This window comes from Pseudomonas sp. BB438 (assembly GCF_057180225.1).
In genome coordinates, this window is record NZ_CM170001.1 from 3,184,648 (window position 1) to 3,200,849 (window position 16,202).

General features: G+C 66.3%; 14 protein-coding genes. 11 read left to right on the forward strand and 3 right to left on the reverse strand.

All coding sequences use genetic code 11. The annotated features are described in order from the left end of the window. Positions 1-73 precede the first annotated feature (73 nt). The 3 genes from AC1ZV1_RS14655 to AC1ZV1_RS14665 are packed head-to-tail and all read left to right on the forward strand — an operon-like array spanning position 74 to position 4,144. Positions 74-1,621: an AMP-binding protein gene (locus AC1ZV1_RS14655; protein ID WP_484297391.1), complete on the forward strand. Its 1,548-nt coding sequence runs from the start codon at positions 74-76 to the stop codon at positions 1,619-1,621. Positions 1,622-1,632: 11 nt separating this feature from the next. Further along, positions 1,633-2,802 (forward strand): acyl-CoA dehydrogenase family protein, encoded by a 1,170-nt coding sequence (locus AC1ZV1_RS14660; protein ID WP_484297392.1) that lies wholly within the window; start codon positions 1,633-1,635, stop codon positions 2,800-2,802. Between the two features lie 58 nt (positions 2,803-2,860). Then, the gene (locus AC1ZV1_RS14665) at positions 2,861-4,144 is read left to right on the forward strand and encodes an MFS transporter (protein WP_484297393.1); all 1,284 of its coding nucleotides are present in this window, start codon (positions 2,861-2,863) and stop codon (positions 4,142-4,144) included. Between the two features lie 21 nt (positions 4,145-4,165). Here the strand turns inward: AC1ZV1_RS14665 and AC1ZV1_RS14670 are convergent, their stop codons facing one another. After that, complete coding sequence (locus AC1ZV1_RS14670) at positions 4,166-5,113, reverse strand: LysR family transcriptional regulator (protein ID WP_484297394.1); 948 nt, start codon at positions 5,111-5,113, stop codon at positions 4,166-4,168. A gap of 315 nt (positions 5,114-5,428) precedes the next feature. Between AC1ZV1_RS14670 and AC1ZV1_RS14675 the strand changes: the two genes are divergently transcribed. From AC1ZV1_RS14675 to AC1ZV1_RS14695, 5 genes are read left to right on the forward strand one after another with little or no spacing between them, the layout of a single operon-like run. Continuing rightward, positions 5,429-7,258, forward strand: coding sequence for a DUF1302 domain-containing protein (locus AC1ZV1_RS14675; protein ID WP_484297565.1), 1,830 nt, complete (start codon positions 5,429-5,431; stop codon positions 7,256-7,258). A gap of 13 nt (positions 7,259-7,271) precedes the next feature. Continuing rightward, entirely contained in the window at positions 7,272-8,624 is a 1,353-nt protein-coding gene (locus tag AC1ZV1_RS14680; RefSeq protein ID WP_484297395.1) for a DUF1329 domain-containing protein, read from the forward strand. Positions 8,625-8,637: 13 nt separating this feature from the next. After that, complete coding sequence (locus AC1ZV1_RS14685) at positions 8,638-9,003, forward strand: YidH family protein (protein WP_484297396.1); 366 nt, start codon at positions 8,638-8,640, stop codon at positions 9,001-9,003. Then, on the forward strand, positions 9,000-9,317 hold the full coding sequence (locus AC1ZV1_RS14690) for a DUF202 domain-containing protein (protein ID WP_484297397.1): 318 nt from the start codon (positions 9,000-9,002) through the stop codon (positions 9,315-9,317). Before AC1ZV1_RS14685 ends, AC1ZV1_RS14690 begins: the two co-directional genes overlap by 4 nt. A gap of 2 nt (positions 9,318-9,319) precedes the next feature. Further along, positions 9,320-10,216: a LysR family transcriptional regulator gene (locus AC1ZV1_RS14695; protein WP_484297398.1), complete on the forward strand. Its 897-nt coding sequence runs from the start codon at positions 9,320-9,322 to the stop codon at positions 10,214-10,216. Here AC1ZV1_RS14695 and AC1ZV1_RS14700 read toward each other — a convergent pair. Further along, positions 10,213-11,784 carry a sensor domain-containing diguanylate cyclase gene (locus tag AC1ZV1_RS14700; RefSeq protein WP_484297399.1) on the reverse strand — a complete coding sequence of 524 codons (1,572 nt, stop codon included), beginning with the start codon at positions 11,782-11,784 and terminating at the stop codon, positions 10,213-10,215. The genes AC1ZV1_RS14695 and AC1ZV1_RS14700 overlap by 4 nt on opposite strands. 315 nt (positions 11,785-12,099) lie before the next feature. Then, positions 12,100-13,554 (reverse strand): high affinity choline transporter 1, encoded by a 1,455-nt coding sequence (locus tag AC1ZV1_RS14705; protein ID WP_484297400.1) that lies wholly within the window; start codon positions 13,552-13,554, stop codon positions 12,100-12,102. A 381-nt stretch (positions 13,555-13,935) separates the two neighbouring features. On the opposite strand from AC1ZV1_RS14705, the gene AC1ZV1_RS14710 reads away from it, so the two are divergent. The 3 genes from AC1ZV1_RS14710 (at position 13,936) to AC1ZV1_RS14720 (ending at position 16,157) form a co-directional block, all read left to right on the forward strand. Then, a complete protein-coding gene (locus AC1ZV1_RS14710) occupies positions 13,936-14,544 on the forward strand; it encodes a DedA family protein (RefSeq protein ID WP_484297401.1) in 609 nt (202 codons plus the stop codon). Between the two features lie 67 nt (positions 14,545-14,611). Continuing rightward, a complete protein-coding gene (locus AC1ZV1_RS14715) occupies positions 14,612-15,493 on the forward strand; it encodes a Dyp-type peroxidase (RefSeq protein ID WP_484297402.1) in 882 nt (293 codons plus the stop codon). Positions 15,494-15,743: 250 nt separating this feature from the next. Next, entirely contained in the window at positions 15,744-16,157 is a 414-nt protein-coding gene (locus tag AC1ZV1_RS14720) for a cupin domain-containing protein (protein WP_484297403.1), read from the forward strand. Positions 16,158-16,202: the final 45 nt, after the last annotated feature.

Here is a 16,202-nt window from a genome sequence, read left to right on the forward strand (position 1 = left end):
CCTATGGTATTGGCCGGGTCCGGCACACGGCTCTTAGCATCTCGTGCGTTTCCCCTGACAACGAGAACAACAAGTGGACCTGGGTAAAATCCTGCGCCGTAGCGCGCTTTACTGGCCTGACCGCGAAGCCGTGGTCGACACCCGCCAACGCATTACCTTCGCCGAGCTCGAGCGCCGCACCAACCGCCTGGCCTCCGGCTTGCTGGCACTGGGGCTGGAGCAGGGCGCCCATGTGGCGATCCTGGCACTCAACCGGGTCGAACTGGTCGAGGCGGAAGTCGCTCTGTACAAGACCGCCATGGTCAAGGTGCCGATCAATGCGCGCCTGGCACCCGACGAAGTCCTCAGCGTCCTGAAGGATTCGCGCAGCCAGGCGGTGATCGCCGATGCCGCGTTTGCCGCGCTGATCGACCAGCGCCGAGCCGAACTGCCGGACCTGGCGCTGATCGTTCCGCTGGCCGACGCGGGCGCCGACGTGCCCTACGAGCAGGTGCTGCAGCGCGGCAGCGATGCTCATGTCAGCTGCGACCCGGCAGACGATGCCCTGGCCGTGCTGCACTACACCTCCGGTAGCTCCGGCGTGCTCAAGGCCGCCATGCTCAGCGTCGGCAACCGCAAGGCGCTGGTGCGCAAGAGCATCGCCAGCCCCACTGGCCGTTCCGGCGCCGGTGACGTGATGGCCCACGTCGGCCCGATCACCCATGCCAGCGGCATGCAGATCATGCCGCTGCTCGCCGCCGGCGCCTGCAACCTGCTGGTGGAGCGCTACGATGACCGACTGCTGCTCGAGACCATCCAGCGCGAGCGCGTCACCCGGCTGTTCCTGGTGCCGGCGATGATCAACCGCCTGGTGAACTTCCCCGGCGTGGAAACCTACGACCTGAGCAGCCTGCGCCTGGTGATGTACGGCGCCGCGCCCATGGCGCCGGCGCTGGTGCGCCGCGCGATGCAGGTATTCGGGCCGATCCTCGCCCAGGGCTACGGCGCCGGCGAGACCTGCTCGCTGGTCACCGTGCTCACCGAGCAGGACCACATCGCTGCGCTCGACGACCCCAGGCGCCTGGCCTCCTGCGGTCGCTGCTACTTCGACACCGACCTGCGGGTGGTCAACGAGGACTTCGAGGACGTGAAGGCTGGCGAGATCGGCGAGATCGTCGTGCGCGGCCCCGACATCATGCAGGGCTACTGGCAGGCGCCGGAGCTGACCGCCGAGGTCATGCGCGACGGCTATTACCTTACCGGTGACCTCGCCACCGTGGATGAGCACGGCTACGTGTTCATCGTCGATCGCAAGAAGGAAATGATCATTTCCGGCGGCTTCAACATCTACCCGACCGAGGTGGAACAGGTCCTCTACAGCCTGCCGGAAGTCTTCGAGGCGGCGGTGGTCGGCGTGCCTGACGAGCAGTGGGGCGAGGCAGTCAAGGCGGTGGTGGTGCTCAAGCCCGGCATGCAGCTGGACGAGGCGCGGATCATCGAACTGTGCGCCGCGCAGCTGGCCGGCTTCAAGAAGCCGCGCAGCGTGGACTTCGTCCGCGAGCTGCCGAAGAACCCCAACGGCAAGGTCGTGCGCCGCCTGGTGCGCGAACCCTACTGGCAGCACCAGGAACGGCGGATCTGAGGAGAGTGACCATGCAAGCGATTCAACCCAGCGCCAAGGCACAGGCGATCATCGACGACCTGCGCGGCTTCCTGCGCGAAGAGCTGCTGCCGCTGGAGCAGCGCGAGGGCATCCGCTTCGGCGAGAAGCACTCCCGCGAGTTGCTGCGCAACTTGTGGAAGCGCTCCTGCGAGCGCGGCTTCTACAACATCATGCTGCCCGAGGCGTTGGGTGGCGCCGGCCTGGGCATCGCCGACCTGTGCGCGGTGAAGGAAGCCGCCGCCAGCAGCGGCGCGGTGCTGGCCGCCCACGTGCTGGGCGAGCTGAGCGGCCCGCCGCGCATCGGCCACCTGTTCCGCGTCGCCAGCGACGAGCAGATCGAACATTTCCTGCGCCCGGTGTGCCGCGCCGAGAAGGCCGTGTGCTTCGCCCTGACCGAGGCCGAGGCCGGTTCCGACGCCACGGCGATCAAGACCCGCGCGCGGCTGGACGGCGACTACTACGTACTGGACGGCGCCAAGCGCTACATCTCCGGGGCGCCCTACGCGGACTTCGCCGTGCTGCTGGCGGTGACCGGCCCGGGCAAGGGCGCGGACGGTATCTCGGCGTTCTTCGTCGATCTGGCGGCGCCAGGCGCCCAGGTGGTCTCCGACTACCAGGCGATGTCCGGCCCCGGCACCCACGGCGACATCATCCTGGAAGGGGTGAGAGTGCCGGTGGCGCATCGCATTGGCGAGGAGGGCAAGGGCTTCAAGTTGGCCATGGGGCGCATCACCCTGAACCGCCTGCTGCACTGCGCGACGATGCTCGGCATGGCCGAGCTGGCGCTCAGCCTGTCAGTGGAGTACGCCCGGACGCGAGTCCAGTTCGGTCGGCCGATCGGCATGTTCCAGGCGGTCAGCCACATGATCGCGGACATGGCCACCGAGCTGTATGCCGCGCGCAGCATGATGTACGCCACCGCGGCCAGCTACGACGCGGGCGGTGACATCCGCACCCAGTCGTCGATGTGCAAGGTATTCAGCTCGGAAACCGCCTTCCGCATCGCCGACCGCGCGGTGCAGGTGCATGGCGGCGCCGGGTTGATCAACGGGCATCCGGTGGAGTGGCTGTTCCGCGCGACCCGTATGATGCGCATCCTCACCGGGACCAGCGAAATCCAGCGCAACACCATCGCCAAGGGCATCCTGATGCCCGATTGATCGGCGGGATGTGACCGCGCGAGCGCAGCACCCGACAAGAACAAGAGAGAGAAGCGACATGCACGATTACGATGCCCACAAGCATGCCTACCAGCCGCGCCAAGCCTGGACCGTCGCCTTCCTGCTGGCGGCGATGATGCTGGTGAACTTCCTCGACAAGGTAGTCACCGGCCTGGTCGCGGTGCCGATGATGAAGGAGCTGAACCTGACCCCGGCCGAATTCGGCCTGGTGGGTGGCAGCCTGCACTGGCTGTTCTCCATCTCCGCGGTGGTCGGCGGTTTTCTCGCCAATCGCCGTTCTACCCGCTGGCTGCTGCTGGGCATGGGCGCCTTCTGGGCGCTGGTGCAGTTGCCGATGCTCTATGCCACGTCGCTATGGACGCTGGTGGCCTGCCGGGTACTGCTGGGCGTGGGCGAGGGGCCGGCGTCGCCGGTGGCCACCCATGCGCTGTACAAGTGGTTTCCCGACGAGCGCCGCAGCCTGCCGGTGGCGCTGCTGCACTCGGGCAGCGCCATGGGCCTGCTGATCGCCGGGTTGATGATCCCGTGGATCAGCACCCACTACGGCTGGCGCAGCAACTTCGCCATCCTGGCGATTCTCGGCGCGGTCTGGTGCTCGGCCTGGTTCTTCTTCGGCCAGGAAGGCCGGCTGGGCGAGGTTCGCCAGGGCCAGACCGGCGAGCGCCTGCCCTACCGCCGCCTGCTGGGCGACAGCACGGTGCTGGCCAACTACTTCTGCCACTTCGCCGCCAACTGGTCGCTGGCGCTGACCCTGACCTGGGTGCCGGCCTACCTGGAAAGCGGCCTGGGCCTGAGCGGAATGAACGCCGGGCGGCTGTTCGGCCTGTTCGTGCTGGTGACCATGCCGCTGAGCCTGTTCATGGCCTGGCTGTCGCAACGCATGCTGCGCGGCGGGCTGTCGTCACGGGTGGCGCGGGGCGTGTTCGTGTCGGTCTGCCTGATGGCCAGTGGTGTGCTGTCGATCAGTCTGCTGGCGGACATGCCGGTGGCTCTGCGCATGGCCTACATGACCCTGAGCGGCGGTCTGGCACTGGTGATGTATTCGGTGGGGCCAGCGATGCTGGCGGAAGTCACGCCTTCCGCCCAGCGTGGCAGCATCCTCGCCATCGGCAACGCCTTCTCCTCGCTGGCTGGCCTCAGCGCGCCCATTGTCACCGGCTTTCTGGTGCAGCGCTCCGGCGGCCTGGATGGTGTCGGCTACGCCCACGGCTTCGCGGTCAGCGGCGTGCTGCTGGTGGTGGCGGGGTTGGTCGGGTTGGCCTGGCTGCGCCCGCAGCGTTCGCGGGCCCAACTGTCCGTCGGGTTGGCGACCGCTGGCTGATGGCGACCGCTACAGACGCGGTCATTCAAGGAGATTGACCGCTGGCAGAGGCGAGCGCTCGATCAGCTCGCCTTTCCACGTTTCGTTGCGCACCGATTCCACCAGCAGTTCGCGCATCAGGTCGTGTACGCAGGAGGCCGCAAAGCTCAGCGGCTTGTGCGCCGAGTGGGCGATGGACACGGTGCGCTCGATCTGCGGCTCGACGATGCGGCGCGCCATGGATTGCGAGCCCACTTCGATCGGTGGCCAGTTGCTGATGCTCGCAGCCAGCCCGCTGGTCACCAGGCCGGTGATGCCGTAGGCGGACTGCTGCTCGTACTTCACGCTCAGCTCCAGCCCTGCGGCCATCGCCGCCTGCTCGATGCGTCGGCGCAGGTGCATGCCGCGGGGCGGCATCACCAGCGGCAGGCTGAGGGCTTCGGCGAGGGTGATGGTGTCGCCCTCGCTGACCGTCGACATGCGCCCGACCCAGTAGAGCTGCTCGACGAAGATCGGCTCGGCGACCACGCCTTCCAGTTCCTCGGCATTGGGCACGATGCCGAAATCCACCTTGCCCAGCTCGATGGCCTCGCCGCCTTCCTTGCTCAGGCCGTCGCGGACCACCAGGTCGATGCCGGGGAAACGCTCCTGCACACGCTGGATGATCGCCGGCAGCAGCAGGGCGGACGTGGTCACCGGGATCGCCACGGACACTCGGCCCCGCGGATCACCGCGGCTGGACACCAGTTCGTCCTTTACCGAATCGATCTTCTGCACCACCGAGCGCGCCACGTCGTAGAGGCGCCGGCCGGCGTCGGTGAGGTCCACGCCGTCGTGCTGGCGCAGCAGCAGTTGCACCTCCAGTTCGCTTTCCAGCATGCCGATCTGCCGGCTCAACGCCGGCTGGGCGATATAGGCCTTGCGGGCGGCGGCGGAGAAGCTGCCGGCCTCGGCAATGGCGATCAGGTAACGCAACTGCTTGAGGGTCATCGTCGTGCCTTTGCGGCCATGCCGGTTTGTTATGGGGGCCATCTGAAGACGATATTTGTTCGTGCTTCGGCGGCTAATTAGTATCGATTCATCGCTGCAGATCAAGGGTCGGTAACGATAATTCAATCATCCGCAAAGTGGTCCGGAAGTTCATTCGAAGAGTAATTCTTCTACTAAAAATATCCATCAAATTCAACAGCATGCGCTCGAAATCTCACGTGACCTCATGTGATTTCGAGGTGGGCTTTGTATTGCCTGAAGATCGCTCGAACAAGAATAAAGAGGATAAGAGTGATGACGCCGAAAGTTCGCATCATGGTGCGAGGTTCATGGCTATTGGTCGCAACGTGCACCTGCCATTCCGCCTGGGGTTACACCTTCGACATCGGGGAAATCCAGGGCCAGCTCGACTCTGCGCTGTCGCTGGGCGCCAGCATGTCCACCCACGATCCGGAACAGCGCCTGATGCACAGTGCCTCGGGCGATGACGGCCGCCGCAACTACCGCGCCGGCGACGTGTTCTCGAAGATACTCAAGGGTCGCCATGACCTGGACCTGAAGTACAACGACAGTGGTGTGTTCCTGCGCGGCAGCTACTGGTACGACTACGCCCTGCGTGACGAGAGCCAGCGCTTCAAGGACGTCGAGGACAACGGGCGCAAGAACGCCAACAAGTCCGCCGGCTTCGAGCTGCTCGATGCCTTCGTCTACCACAACTTCCAGATCGCCGATGAGCCGGGCTCCGTGCGCCTGGGCAAGCAGGTGGTGAACTGGGGCGAGAGCACCTTCATCCAGGGCGGTCTGAACGTGGTCAACCCGACCAACCTGTCGGCCATCCGCCGGCCGGGTTCGGAGGTGAAGGACGCACTGGTGCCGGTGAACCTGTTCTACGTCACCCAGAACCTTACCGAGAACCTCTCCGCCGACTTCTTCTACCAGCTGGACTGGGAACAGACCAATCTGGACAACTGCGGCACCTTCTTCTCCAGCAACGACTACATCCCTGACGGTTGCTACGGCCTGGACGTGGGCAGGAACCTTACCGGCAACGCCGCTGCGGTACGCGCGCTGGCGCCGTTCGGCGTCGACCTGACCAGCGAAGGTATCCGCCTGCAGCGCGCTGCCGACCAGGATGCGCGCAACAGCGGGCAGTGGGGTCTGTCGCTGCACTGGTTCGTGCCAGCCCTGGACACCGAGTTCGGCGCCTATGCGGCCAACTACCACAGCCGCCTGCCGTACACCGGTTCGATCAGCAGCCCGTACCTGACCAACACCAGCTTTGTCCCGCAGCTGTGCGGCAACCTCGGCCTGTCCGGTGCGGCGTGCAACGGGTTGATGAACAGCAGCGCCGGCAAGACCCTCACCGACGCGCTGCGCATGGGCACGTCGAGCTACTTCGTCGAGTACCCGGAAGACATCCGCCTGTATGGCCTGACCTTCGCTACCACGCTGTCCAGCGGCACCGCGCTGCAAGGCGAGATCAGCTACCGGCCGAACCTGCCGCTGCAGTTCAACGGGCCGGACCTGATCCAGTCCGGCCTCGGCGATCCGTCGCGCACGCCGTTGTACAACAGCGGTGTCGTGGCCTACGCCGACCGCAACACCACCGACGGTTACCGCCGCAAGGAAGTGACCCAGGCACAGATGACGGCTACCCAGACCGTCAGCCAGGTCATGGGCGCCGACCAGCTGGTGCTGGTGGGCGAAGTGGGCGCCACCTTCGTCGACGGTCTGGAAGGCAACGGCGGCCCGCGCTACGGGCGCAACAGCACCTTCGGCTCGGGTGAGCTGGCCAACAACGCGGTGTGCATCGCCAACTCGGCCACCCCGGAGCACTGCAACAACGACGGCTTCGTCACGTCCTTCTCCTGGGGCTACCGCGCACGGGCGATCTGGAGCTATGCCAACGCCATCGCCGGTATCGACCTCAAGCCCGGTATCTCCTGGTCCCACGACGTGAAGGGCTATGCCCCGGCGGAGGTCTCGGGCTTCAACGAGGGCTCCAAGGCGGTCGGCGTCTCGCTCGATGCGGACTTCAACAGCACCTACACCGCCGGCATTTCCTACACCAACTATTTCGATGGCGACTACGGCAACCGCGGCGACCGCGATTTCGTCTCGCTGTCGGTCGGCATCAACTTCTGACGGAGCCTGCCTCTTGAAACGCATCTACTGCCTGTTCTCCGCCATCCTCCTGGCCCACGGCGCGCATGCCGCCGTGCCGGTCGAGGCGGCTGCCACGCTGCAAGACAGCCTGACACCCCTGGGCGCCGAGCGTGCCGCCAGCGCCGACGGTAAAGTCCCGGCCTGGCAGGGCGGTCTGTCCGGCGACGGCCTGACGATCCAGGGCAACGGCACGCCAGCCGACCCTTACGCCGGCGACCAGCCGCTGTTCACCATCGATTCGGGCAACTACCCGCAGTACCAGGCCAACCTCACGGCGGGTCAGATCGCGCTGCTCAAGCGCTATCCCGGCCAATACAAGCTGCCGGTGTACCCGAGCCACCGCAGCGTGGGCGTCTCGGACCCGGTGAAGGGCTGGGTGGCGCGGAACGCCACCGGCGCCAAGCTGGTCAACGAAGGCAACGGTATCGAGGGCTTCCACGGCGCGGTGGCCTTCCCCATCCCGCAGAACGGCCTGGAAGCGATCTGGAACCACATCACCCGCTACCGCGGCGGCAGCCTGCTGTCGGTCAACGACAGCGCGGCGCCCCAGGCCGGTGGCGACTATGTGATCACCACCACCGAGCAGCGCTTCACCATGGCCGATCAGGTGAGCAACTACGAGCCGGGCAAGGTGGACAACATGCTGTTCTATTACAGCCACCGCATCACCGCGCCGTCGCGCCAGGTGGGCGAGGTGGTGCTGGTCCACGAGACGCTGGACCAGGTGAAGCAACCGCGCCTGTCCTGGGTCTACAGCTCCGGCCAGCGCCGCGTGCGCCGTGCACCGGACAACGCCTATGACGCCGCGGGGCCGACCACCGCAGGCCTGCGCACCGCCGACAGCCGCGACATGTACAACGGTGCGCCGGATCGCTATGACTGGAAGCTGGTCGGCAAGAAGGCGCTGTACGTCCCCTACAACAGCTACCGCCTGGCCTCGCCGGGCCTGAAGTACGCGGACTTCCTCAAGCCCGGCGTGATCGACGCCGCGCCGACCCGCTACGAGCTGCACCGCGTCTGGGAAGTGGAGGCGACCCTCAAGCCGGGTGCGCGGCATATCTATTCCAAGCGCCGCTTCTACCTCGACGAGGACAGCTGGACGGTGCTCGAGAACGACCAGTACGACAGCCGTGGCGAGCTCTGGCGGATCGGCGAGAACCACACCTTCTACCGCCCGGACGCCCAGGTGCTGCTGTCCGCCGCGCAGGTGTTCTATGACCTGCAGGCGGGCCGCTATATCGCGTCCAACCTGACCAACGAGCAGCCGCGCGGCTATGACTTCGGCTTCCGCGCGACCACCTCGGACTACTCGCCCGGTGCGCTGCGCGGGCTGGGCATTCGCTGATGGCGCAGCCGCAATGAGCAGCGGCCGCAGCCGACTGGCCGAACGCCTGCTGTGCGGCGGTCAGGAGCCGGACCCGCGCTTCACCCTGGCCAATGAACGCACCTTCCTGGCCTGGATACGGACCTCGATGGCGCTGCTCGCCGGCGCCATCGCCGTGGATGCGTTTGCCGATCCGGCGATGACGTGCGCTGCGCGGACCTTCCTCGCGCTGGTGCTGGCGGGCCTCGGCCTGCTCACCGCCGGGGCGGCCGGGTTGCGCTGGCTGAATGTGGAGCGGGCGTTGCGCCAGGGGCGGCCCTTGCCGGTACCGCTGCTGGTGCCGCTCCTGGCGCTGGCCTGCGTGGTGCTGGCCGCCGGGCTCATCGGTTATCAGCGATGAGCGACGGCGGGCTGCAGGCCGAGCGCACCTCGCTGGCGTGGACGCGGACCCTGCTCGTGCTGCTGGTGCTGGCGGCGTTGGTGTTGCGGCGAGTTGGCGAGCTGTCGGTGCTGGCCTTGATTCCCGCCGCCTTGCTGACGGTGTGTGCGCTGGTCTGCCTGATCGGGCAGGGCGGCCACTATCGGCGCAGCGAGCGGGCGCTGGCGGGGGATCGTCGGGGTGGCAATGGTCGCGCCGTGGCCTGCCTGTGCCTGGCTCTGCTGCTCACCGCCGGCTTGCTGCTCGGCCTGATCCTGTTGCACGACGATTTCTGACCATGCACGACCTGTACGACCTCGACCTGAACCTGCTGTCGGTGTTCGACGCCATTTACCAGCAACGCAGCATCACTCGCGCCGCACGACTGATGGGGCTGAGCCAGCCGGCGGTGAGCAATGCCCTGAGCCGCCTGCGCAAGCACTGTGGCGACCCGCTGTTCATCAAGAGCCACCTGGGTGTGACACCGACCGTGGCCGGGCACCGCCTGGCCGACCATGTGCGCCTGGCCTTCGAAAGCCTGCGCGAGGGCTGGCGCCAGGTGCCGGGCCGCCAGCCGTCGACGCCGGAGCTGCGGGTCAGTTGCATCGACTGCCTGCAGCCACTGTTCCTCGACACGGCGCTGGCCCGGCTCGGTGAGGACTGGCGGGTGGCCTTCTACCAGCCGCAACGCCGCGCGGCCTTCGACGAACTGCGTGGCGGCCGGCTGGATATCCTCCTGGATATCGAGCAGGTGGTGCCGTTCGGCTACGGCATCGAGCGCATCGCGGTGCCGGCGGACCACTACGTCTTCGCCCATGGCGCGGCGCTGGAGCACGTACCGGCAACCCTGGCCGAGTACCTGCGGCACCCGCAGATCCAGGTCTCGGCGCGCCGCGGCGGCCTCTGTCCGGTGGACCTGCAATTGGGTTTGCGCGGGCTGCGGCGGAACATTGCCTGCCGCGTGCAGAGCGCCCTGGCTGCGCGGCTGATGCTGGATCGGCACGCACTGGGCATGACGCTACCGGCGCGCATGGCGCGGCTGCTCGGCCTGAGCCGCCAGCCGTTGCCGCTGGACGAAGCGGTGGCGTTCCCGGTGGCGATCTACATCGCCCCCGGATTGGGCGATGGAGGACGTATCGTGAGCCTGGCGCGGACACTGGCGGCACGCCTGGCGTCGCTGGACGCGGTGGCTTAGGTCTCGTCGTTGCTGATGACGCGATTGCGGCCAGTCTGCTTGGCGTAGTACAGGCGCCGGTCGGCCAGCTTGAGCACGGCATCCGGGGTCAGCGCCAGCGCGCCGAGGTCGGCGACGCCGATGGACAGCGTGACCAGTCCCACCTGGGGTATCTGCGTGACCGCTACGGTCTCGCGGATGCGCTCGGCGATACCGGCGGCGGTCTCCAGGGACGTCTGCGGCAGTAGCAGGACGAACTCCTCGCCACCGGCGCGGCAGGCCAGGTCGCCTGCGCGGGAGGAGTCGCGCAGTACCGCGGCAACCCTGCGCAAGGCCTCGTCGCCGGCGTCGTGGCCCCAGGTGTCGTTGACCCGCTTGAAGTGGTCGATATCCACCGCCAGCACCGAGTAGGCCACGCCCGATTGTTCCAGTGCTTCCAGCGCCACGCCCAGCGCACGGCGATTGGCCAGGCCGGTCAGCGCGTCGCTCTGAGCCTCCTGGCTCAACTGGCCGAGCTTCTGCTGCATCAGCCCGACGCCGGTGAGCAGCGCCTTGCGGATCGCCGCCGCCTCGCGGTACCAGGTGTTGATGCCTTGCAGCTCGCGCGGCGTCTCTGGGTTCGACAGCTGCTCGGCGCTCTGTGCCAGCTGGCGCAGCGGGCGGGTGATCAGCAGGGTGCCGGCCCAGATCGCCAGTACGCCGAGCAGGCTGGCCGGGATCAGCCCCAGGAACATGTCCTTCATCAGCAGGTGCAGCGGCGACAGGCTGAGGTCGCGCGGTTGTTGGGCGACCACAGCCCAGTTGGCTTCCGGTACCTGCGCATAACCGGCGAGCATGGGGACGCCCTTGTAGTTGGTCACCTCCATTGCGCCGTTCTCGCCGCGCAGGGCGGCTTCGATGGTACTGCTGTGGTTCACCACCTCGCCGACGCGCTGGCGGTCGGGATGATGCAGCAGGCGGCGGTTGGCGTCAGCGACGAAGGCGAAGGTGCCTTCCTGCTGGAAGTGGCTGCCGATGATGGTGTGCAGCACGCTGGGTTTGAGGATGTACACCGAGCCGCCGACCAGCCCCAGGTACTCGCCACTGGGACTGACGATTGGCTGAGAGATGAGGACCACGAGGTTGCCGGCGATGGACTCGTAGGCCTGGCTGATGGTTGGCTGCTTCAGGCGCAACGCCTCCTGCACACTCTCCGAGCGCAGCGTGGTGCCGACGATCTGCAGGGAGTCGGGGTGGGCCTGGAGCACCTTGCCGCTGGCGTCGACGATGATGATGGAGTTGAAGAAGGTGTCCTGGGCCTGCAGGCGCATGGCTTCGGCGCGCAGGACCGGTGCTTCGTTGAAGTGGTTGGCCAGTATCCCGGAGCTGTAGGCCAGGTTGCGCCGCGCGGAGTTGAGAAATTCGCTGATGCTGGAGGCGACCTTGGCTGCATAGGCACGGTTGGCTTCCAGGGTCGAATGGATCAGCGCCGAGCGCTGCACGTGATAGGCCACGACCAGGCTGTTGCCCAGCGTGGCCAATGCGGCGAGCAGCACGAAGACGAGGATGAGCACGCGCAGGGTCAGCGGCTTGCGGCTCCAGCGCTTCATGGTCTGGTTCGCCGAGGGGGAGGTGAGCAGCGTGTCGGGTTCTGATCCATGGAGGGGCCGGGCTGGTGAAGGACGTGGAGCCTGACCGCCAATCCTCGGCGGCACGAGACTGAGGATAGGCAGGCTTGCGGCGTCCGTCACTTCGCTGGCCTGCAGTCGTCCTGGTGGATCAGCGCGTCGATCAGGTGGGCGAGTTACTCCTCGTCACTGCTGGCCAGAGATGTGACCTGGACGGCAGAGGGCGGCATTCTGAGAACCTGCCGTCCATGAAAAAGCCCCGCACAAGGCGGGGCTTCTTCTTTGTCCATGGTGCGATCAGTTGGCGGCAGCCGCGGCGGCCATGTCCGACACGCTCTCGCCACGGTGCTGGCTGAACTGCGGAGCAAGGGAGCCGATGATCATGCCGATGGCGCTGCAGATCAGGCCCACCAACTGCGGCGGCCAGAAGTCGCCTTCCTGGTGGCCCAGCTCCAGCGATACCCAGCCGACCAGGCCGCAGGCGATGGCGGTCAGGGCGCCCTGGGTGGTGGCGCGCTTCCAGAACAGGCCGAAGAACAGCGGCACCACGGCGGCGACCAGGGTCACCTTGTAGGCGTTGCCGACCATCTCATAGATGCTGGCGTTGGACAGCAGGGCGAACAGGCAGGTGGCGACGGTCATCGCCAGTACGCTGCAACGCATGGCCAGCAGGGCCTGGCGGTCGTTCATGTTGGGCAGGAAGTGCTTGACGATGTTCTCGGTCAGGGTCACCGACGGGGCGAGCAGGGCGCCCGAGGCGGAGGACATGATGGCCGAGAGCAGGGCGCCGAAGAACATGATCTGGGCGAACAGCGGGGTACGTTCCAGGATCAGGTGCGGCAGGATCTGCTGGGAGTCTTCCGCCAGCCAGTGCTTGACCATTTCCGGCTCGATCATCGAGGCGGCGTAGATCAGGAAGATCGGCAGCATGCAGAAGACCAGGTAGCAGCAGGCACCGGTCATGGTGGCGCGCTGGGCGATCTTCTCGGTCTTGGCCGACATCACGCGGGCATACACGTCCTGCTGCGGGATGGAGCCGAACATCATGGTCACTGCGGCGCCGAGGAAGGCGACGATATCCTTGGCGGACGTGCCGTGCAGGAAGGTGAACTTGCCTTCGCTGGCGGCGTGGCTGATCACGTTGACCGGGCCGCCGGCCATGTCGCCGATGAGCCAGACCAGGTAGAACAGGCCGCAGACGATGATGATCATCTGCAGGAAGTCAGTCAGCGCCACCGACCACATGCCGCCGAACAGGGTGTGCAGCAGGACGATGATGGTGCCGATGATCATGCCCTGCGTGGTGGTCAGGCCACCGTCGGAGAGCACGCTGAAGACCACGCCCAGCGCAGTGATCTGCGCAGCGACCCAGCCCATGTAGGAAATGATGATCACCAGGCTGGTGAAGATTTCCACGTGCTGGCCGAAGCGCTTGCGGAAGAAGTCACCGATGGTGAGCAGGTTCAGGCGGTACAGCGGGCGGGCGAAGACGACGCCGACCAGCATGAGGCAGCCGAAGGAGCCGAAGGGGTCTTCGATGATCCCGGCGAAGCCTTCTTCGAGGAAGGTGGCCGGAATGCCCAGCACGGCTTCGGAGCCGAACCAGGTGGCGAACACCATGGTCACGACGAGGGGGAAGGACATGCTACGACCGGCGGCCGCGTAGTCCGAGGAGTTGTGCACGCGGGTGGTGGCGTAGAAACCGACAGCTACGGTGATCACCAGATACACCGCTACAAACCAGATCAGCATTTGTTCGTTCCGTTGGCTCGCCGGGAACCTTACCGCCGAGACAAAACTCGGGCAGGTGGGCCACGACTGACAAAGTTGTTTTTGTTGGGTTGCGCGGCCGAGGTCATCCGGTGCACCAGGCAGTGGAGCCGGAAAAACGTAACCAGTTGCGACAACGGGCCGCAGTCTGCCAAATCCGTTAAATATGTCAAACACTTGAAGAGCTCATGGGCGAAAAAAATTACATCCTTAGACGAATGGTGTGGCTAAAGGATTGATTTGATTGGTTGCTAACGATCTCTCGTGACTGTTTAGTCGTTTATTTTTTACAGGCTATGTTCGATAAGCAGAACATTCGCCAAACCGCTAGGCTGTTGGCACGGCACGCTTTCAAGGATCTGCATGTTCGAGCACCTCGATCTCGCGCAACTGCTTTCCAGCTACGGCTATCTGGCCCTGTTCATCGGCTGCCTGCTGGAGGGCGAAACCATCCTCATCCTCGCCGGCCTTGCCGCCCACCAGGGGCTGCTCGCCTACGCCCCGGTGGTGATGTGGGCGACTTTGGCCGGCACCCTCGGCGACCAATTGCTCTACTGGACCGGCCGGCGCGCCGGCGACCGCGCGGTGCCCTGGCTGCAACGCCGCGGCCTGGCCATCGAGCGGGTCACCGGGCTGATCGAGCGGCATCCGCTGCTGGCGATCTTCTCCGTGCGCTTCCTCTACGGCATGCGCCTGGCCGGGCCGCTGCTGATCGGCGCGAGCCGGGTAGGGCCGCTGCGCTTCCTGCTTATCAACCTGCTCGGCGCCTTCTGCTGGGCGCTGCTGTTTGCCAGTGCCGGCTACTGGGCCGGTGAAGTGCTGGAACGCTGGCTGGGCAATCTGCGGCCGTACCGCCTGCCGATCTTCCTGGCAGTGCTGGTGCTGGTCGGTGGGCTGGAGTTGTGGCGGCGCCATCGCCAGCGGCGCAAGGCGCATTCGCCTGCGTCGCGGGAACGATTGCACAGGCCTTGATGCAGAGCGGTTTGGATTCGCGCGCCACGCGATTAGAATCGCCGCTCTTTTGTTCAAGGACGCTGTCATGAGCCTTTACCAGCCCGGCATTCTCGCTACCCCGGTTCCCGCCCACGCCCGCCACCTGTTCTTCGATCTGAAGTCGCCGCAGGACCTGCCCGCCGCGCTGGATCGCCTGATGCAGTTCGCCGATGGCGAGCGCGCCGTGGTCGGTTTCGGCGAGTCGCTGGTGCGTGCGCTGGGTCGCCGCATCGAGGGGCTGCGTGAGTTCCCGGCAATCGCCGGCGTAGGCGTTGATAACCCGTCCACCCCGCATGCCCTGTGGGTCTGGCTGCGCGGCAGCGAACGCGGCGACCTGCTGCTGCACACCCAGGCGCTGCAAGCGCTGCTGGCGCCGGCACTGGAACTGACCAGCCTGACCGAGGCCTTCCGCCACGGCAGCGGCCACGACCTGACCGGCTACGAGGATGGCACCGAGAACCCGCAGGACGACAACGCTATCGCCGCGGCCATCGTCGAAAATGGTGCAGGCCTGGCCGGTGGCAGCTTCGCCGCGATCCAGCAATGGCGTCACCAGTTGCAGGACTTCGCCGCGCTCCCGCAGCACGAGCGGGACGACATCATGGGCCGTCGCCTGAGCGACAACGAGGAGCTGGACGACGCGCCGGAGTCCGCTCACGTCAAGCGCACCGCCCAGGAAAGCTTCGAGCCGGAAGCCTTCATCGTGCGCCGTTCCATGCCCTGGACCCAGGGCCAGGACGCCGGGCTGATGTTCCTCGCCTTCGGCTGCACCCTGGATGCCTTCGAGGTCCAGCTGCGCCGCATGAGCGGGCTGGAGGACGGCATTACCGATGCACTGTACCGCTTCAGTCGGCCCCTGACCGGCGGCTACTACTGGTGCCCGCCGTGCACGGATGGCGTGCTGGACCTGAGTGCGTTGCTGGGCTGATCCCGTTGCTGCGCCTCGAAAAGCCCCGCCAGCGTGCGGGGCTTTTTTGTGGCCGCTGTGCGGCCAGATCGCGGGCATGGCCCGCTCCTGCAGGGTGCTGTTGTGGGAGCGGGCCATGCCCGCGAACCCGGTGTGGCACAAACCCGCCGGCGACCTCAATGGCTCCCCGATCTTCCGCCGAATTGGCTGTTGGCCCTTCTGGCTGCCGGGCGTAGCGTGGACTCATCTTCCCACTCCCGAGAACGCTGCCATGCCTGCCACCACGTCCCTGAAATGCCTCTTCGCCGGCCTCGGCCTGGCCCTGAGCCTGCCGCTCTTTGCGCATGACGCCACCCAGGAAAAGATCGAAGTCCAGCAGGAGCACAAGCTCCCTGACGCAGCGGGCAAGAAAGGCCTGATGATCACCGTCTCCTACGCGCCCGGACAGGCGTCCGGCGCCCACGTGCACAGCGGTTCGGTGTTCGCCTACGTGCTCGAAGGTGCGGTGATCTCCCAGTTGGAAGGGCAGAAGCCGGTGACCTACCAGGCCGGCCAGTCCTGGTATGAGGCACCGAACACCCCGCATCGGGTGTCGCGCAATGCCAGCAACGAGAAGCCGGCCAAGCTGCTGGTGTGGATGTTGCTGGATGAGCAGGCCCCGGTGCTGACGCCGTTGAAACAGTGAGCGTGAAACGAAGAACCCCGCCAATCGGCGGGGTTCTTCATTGCA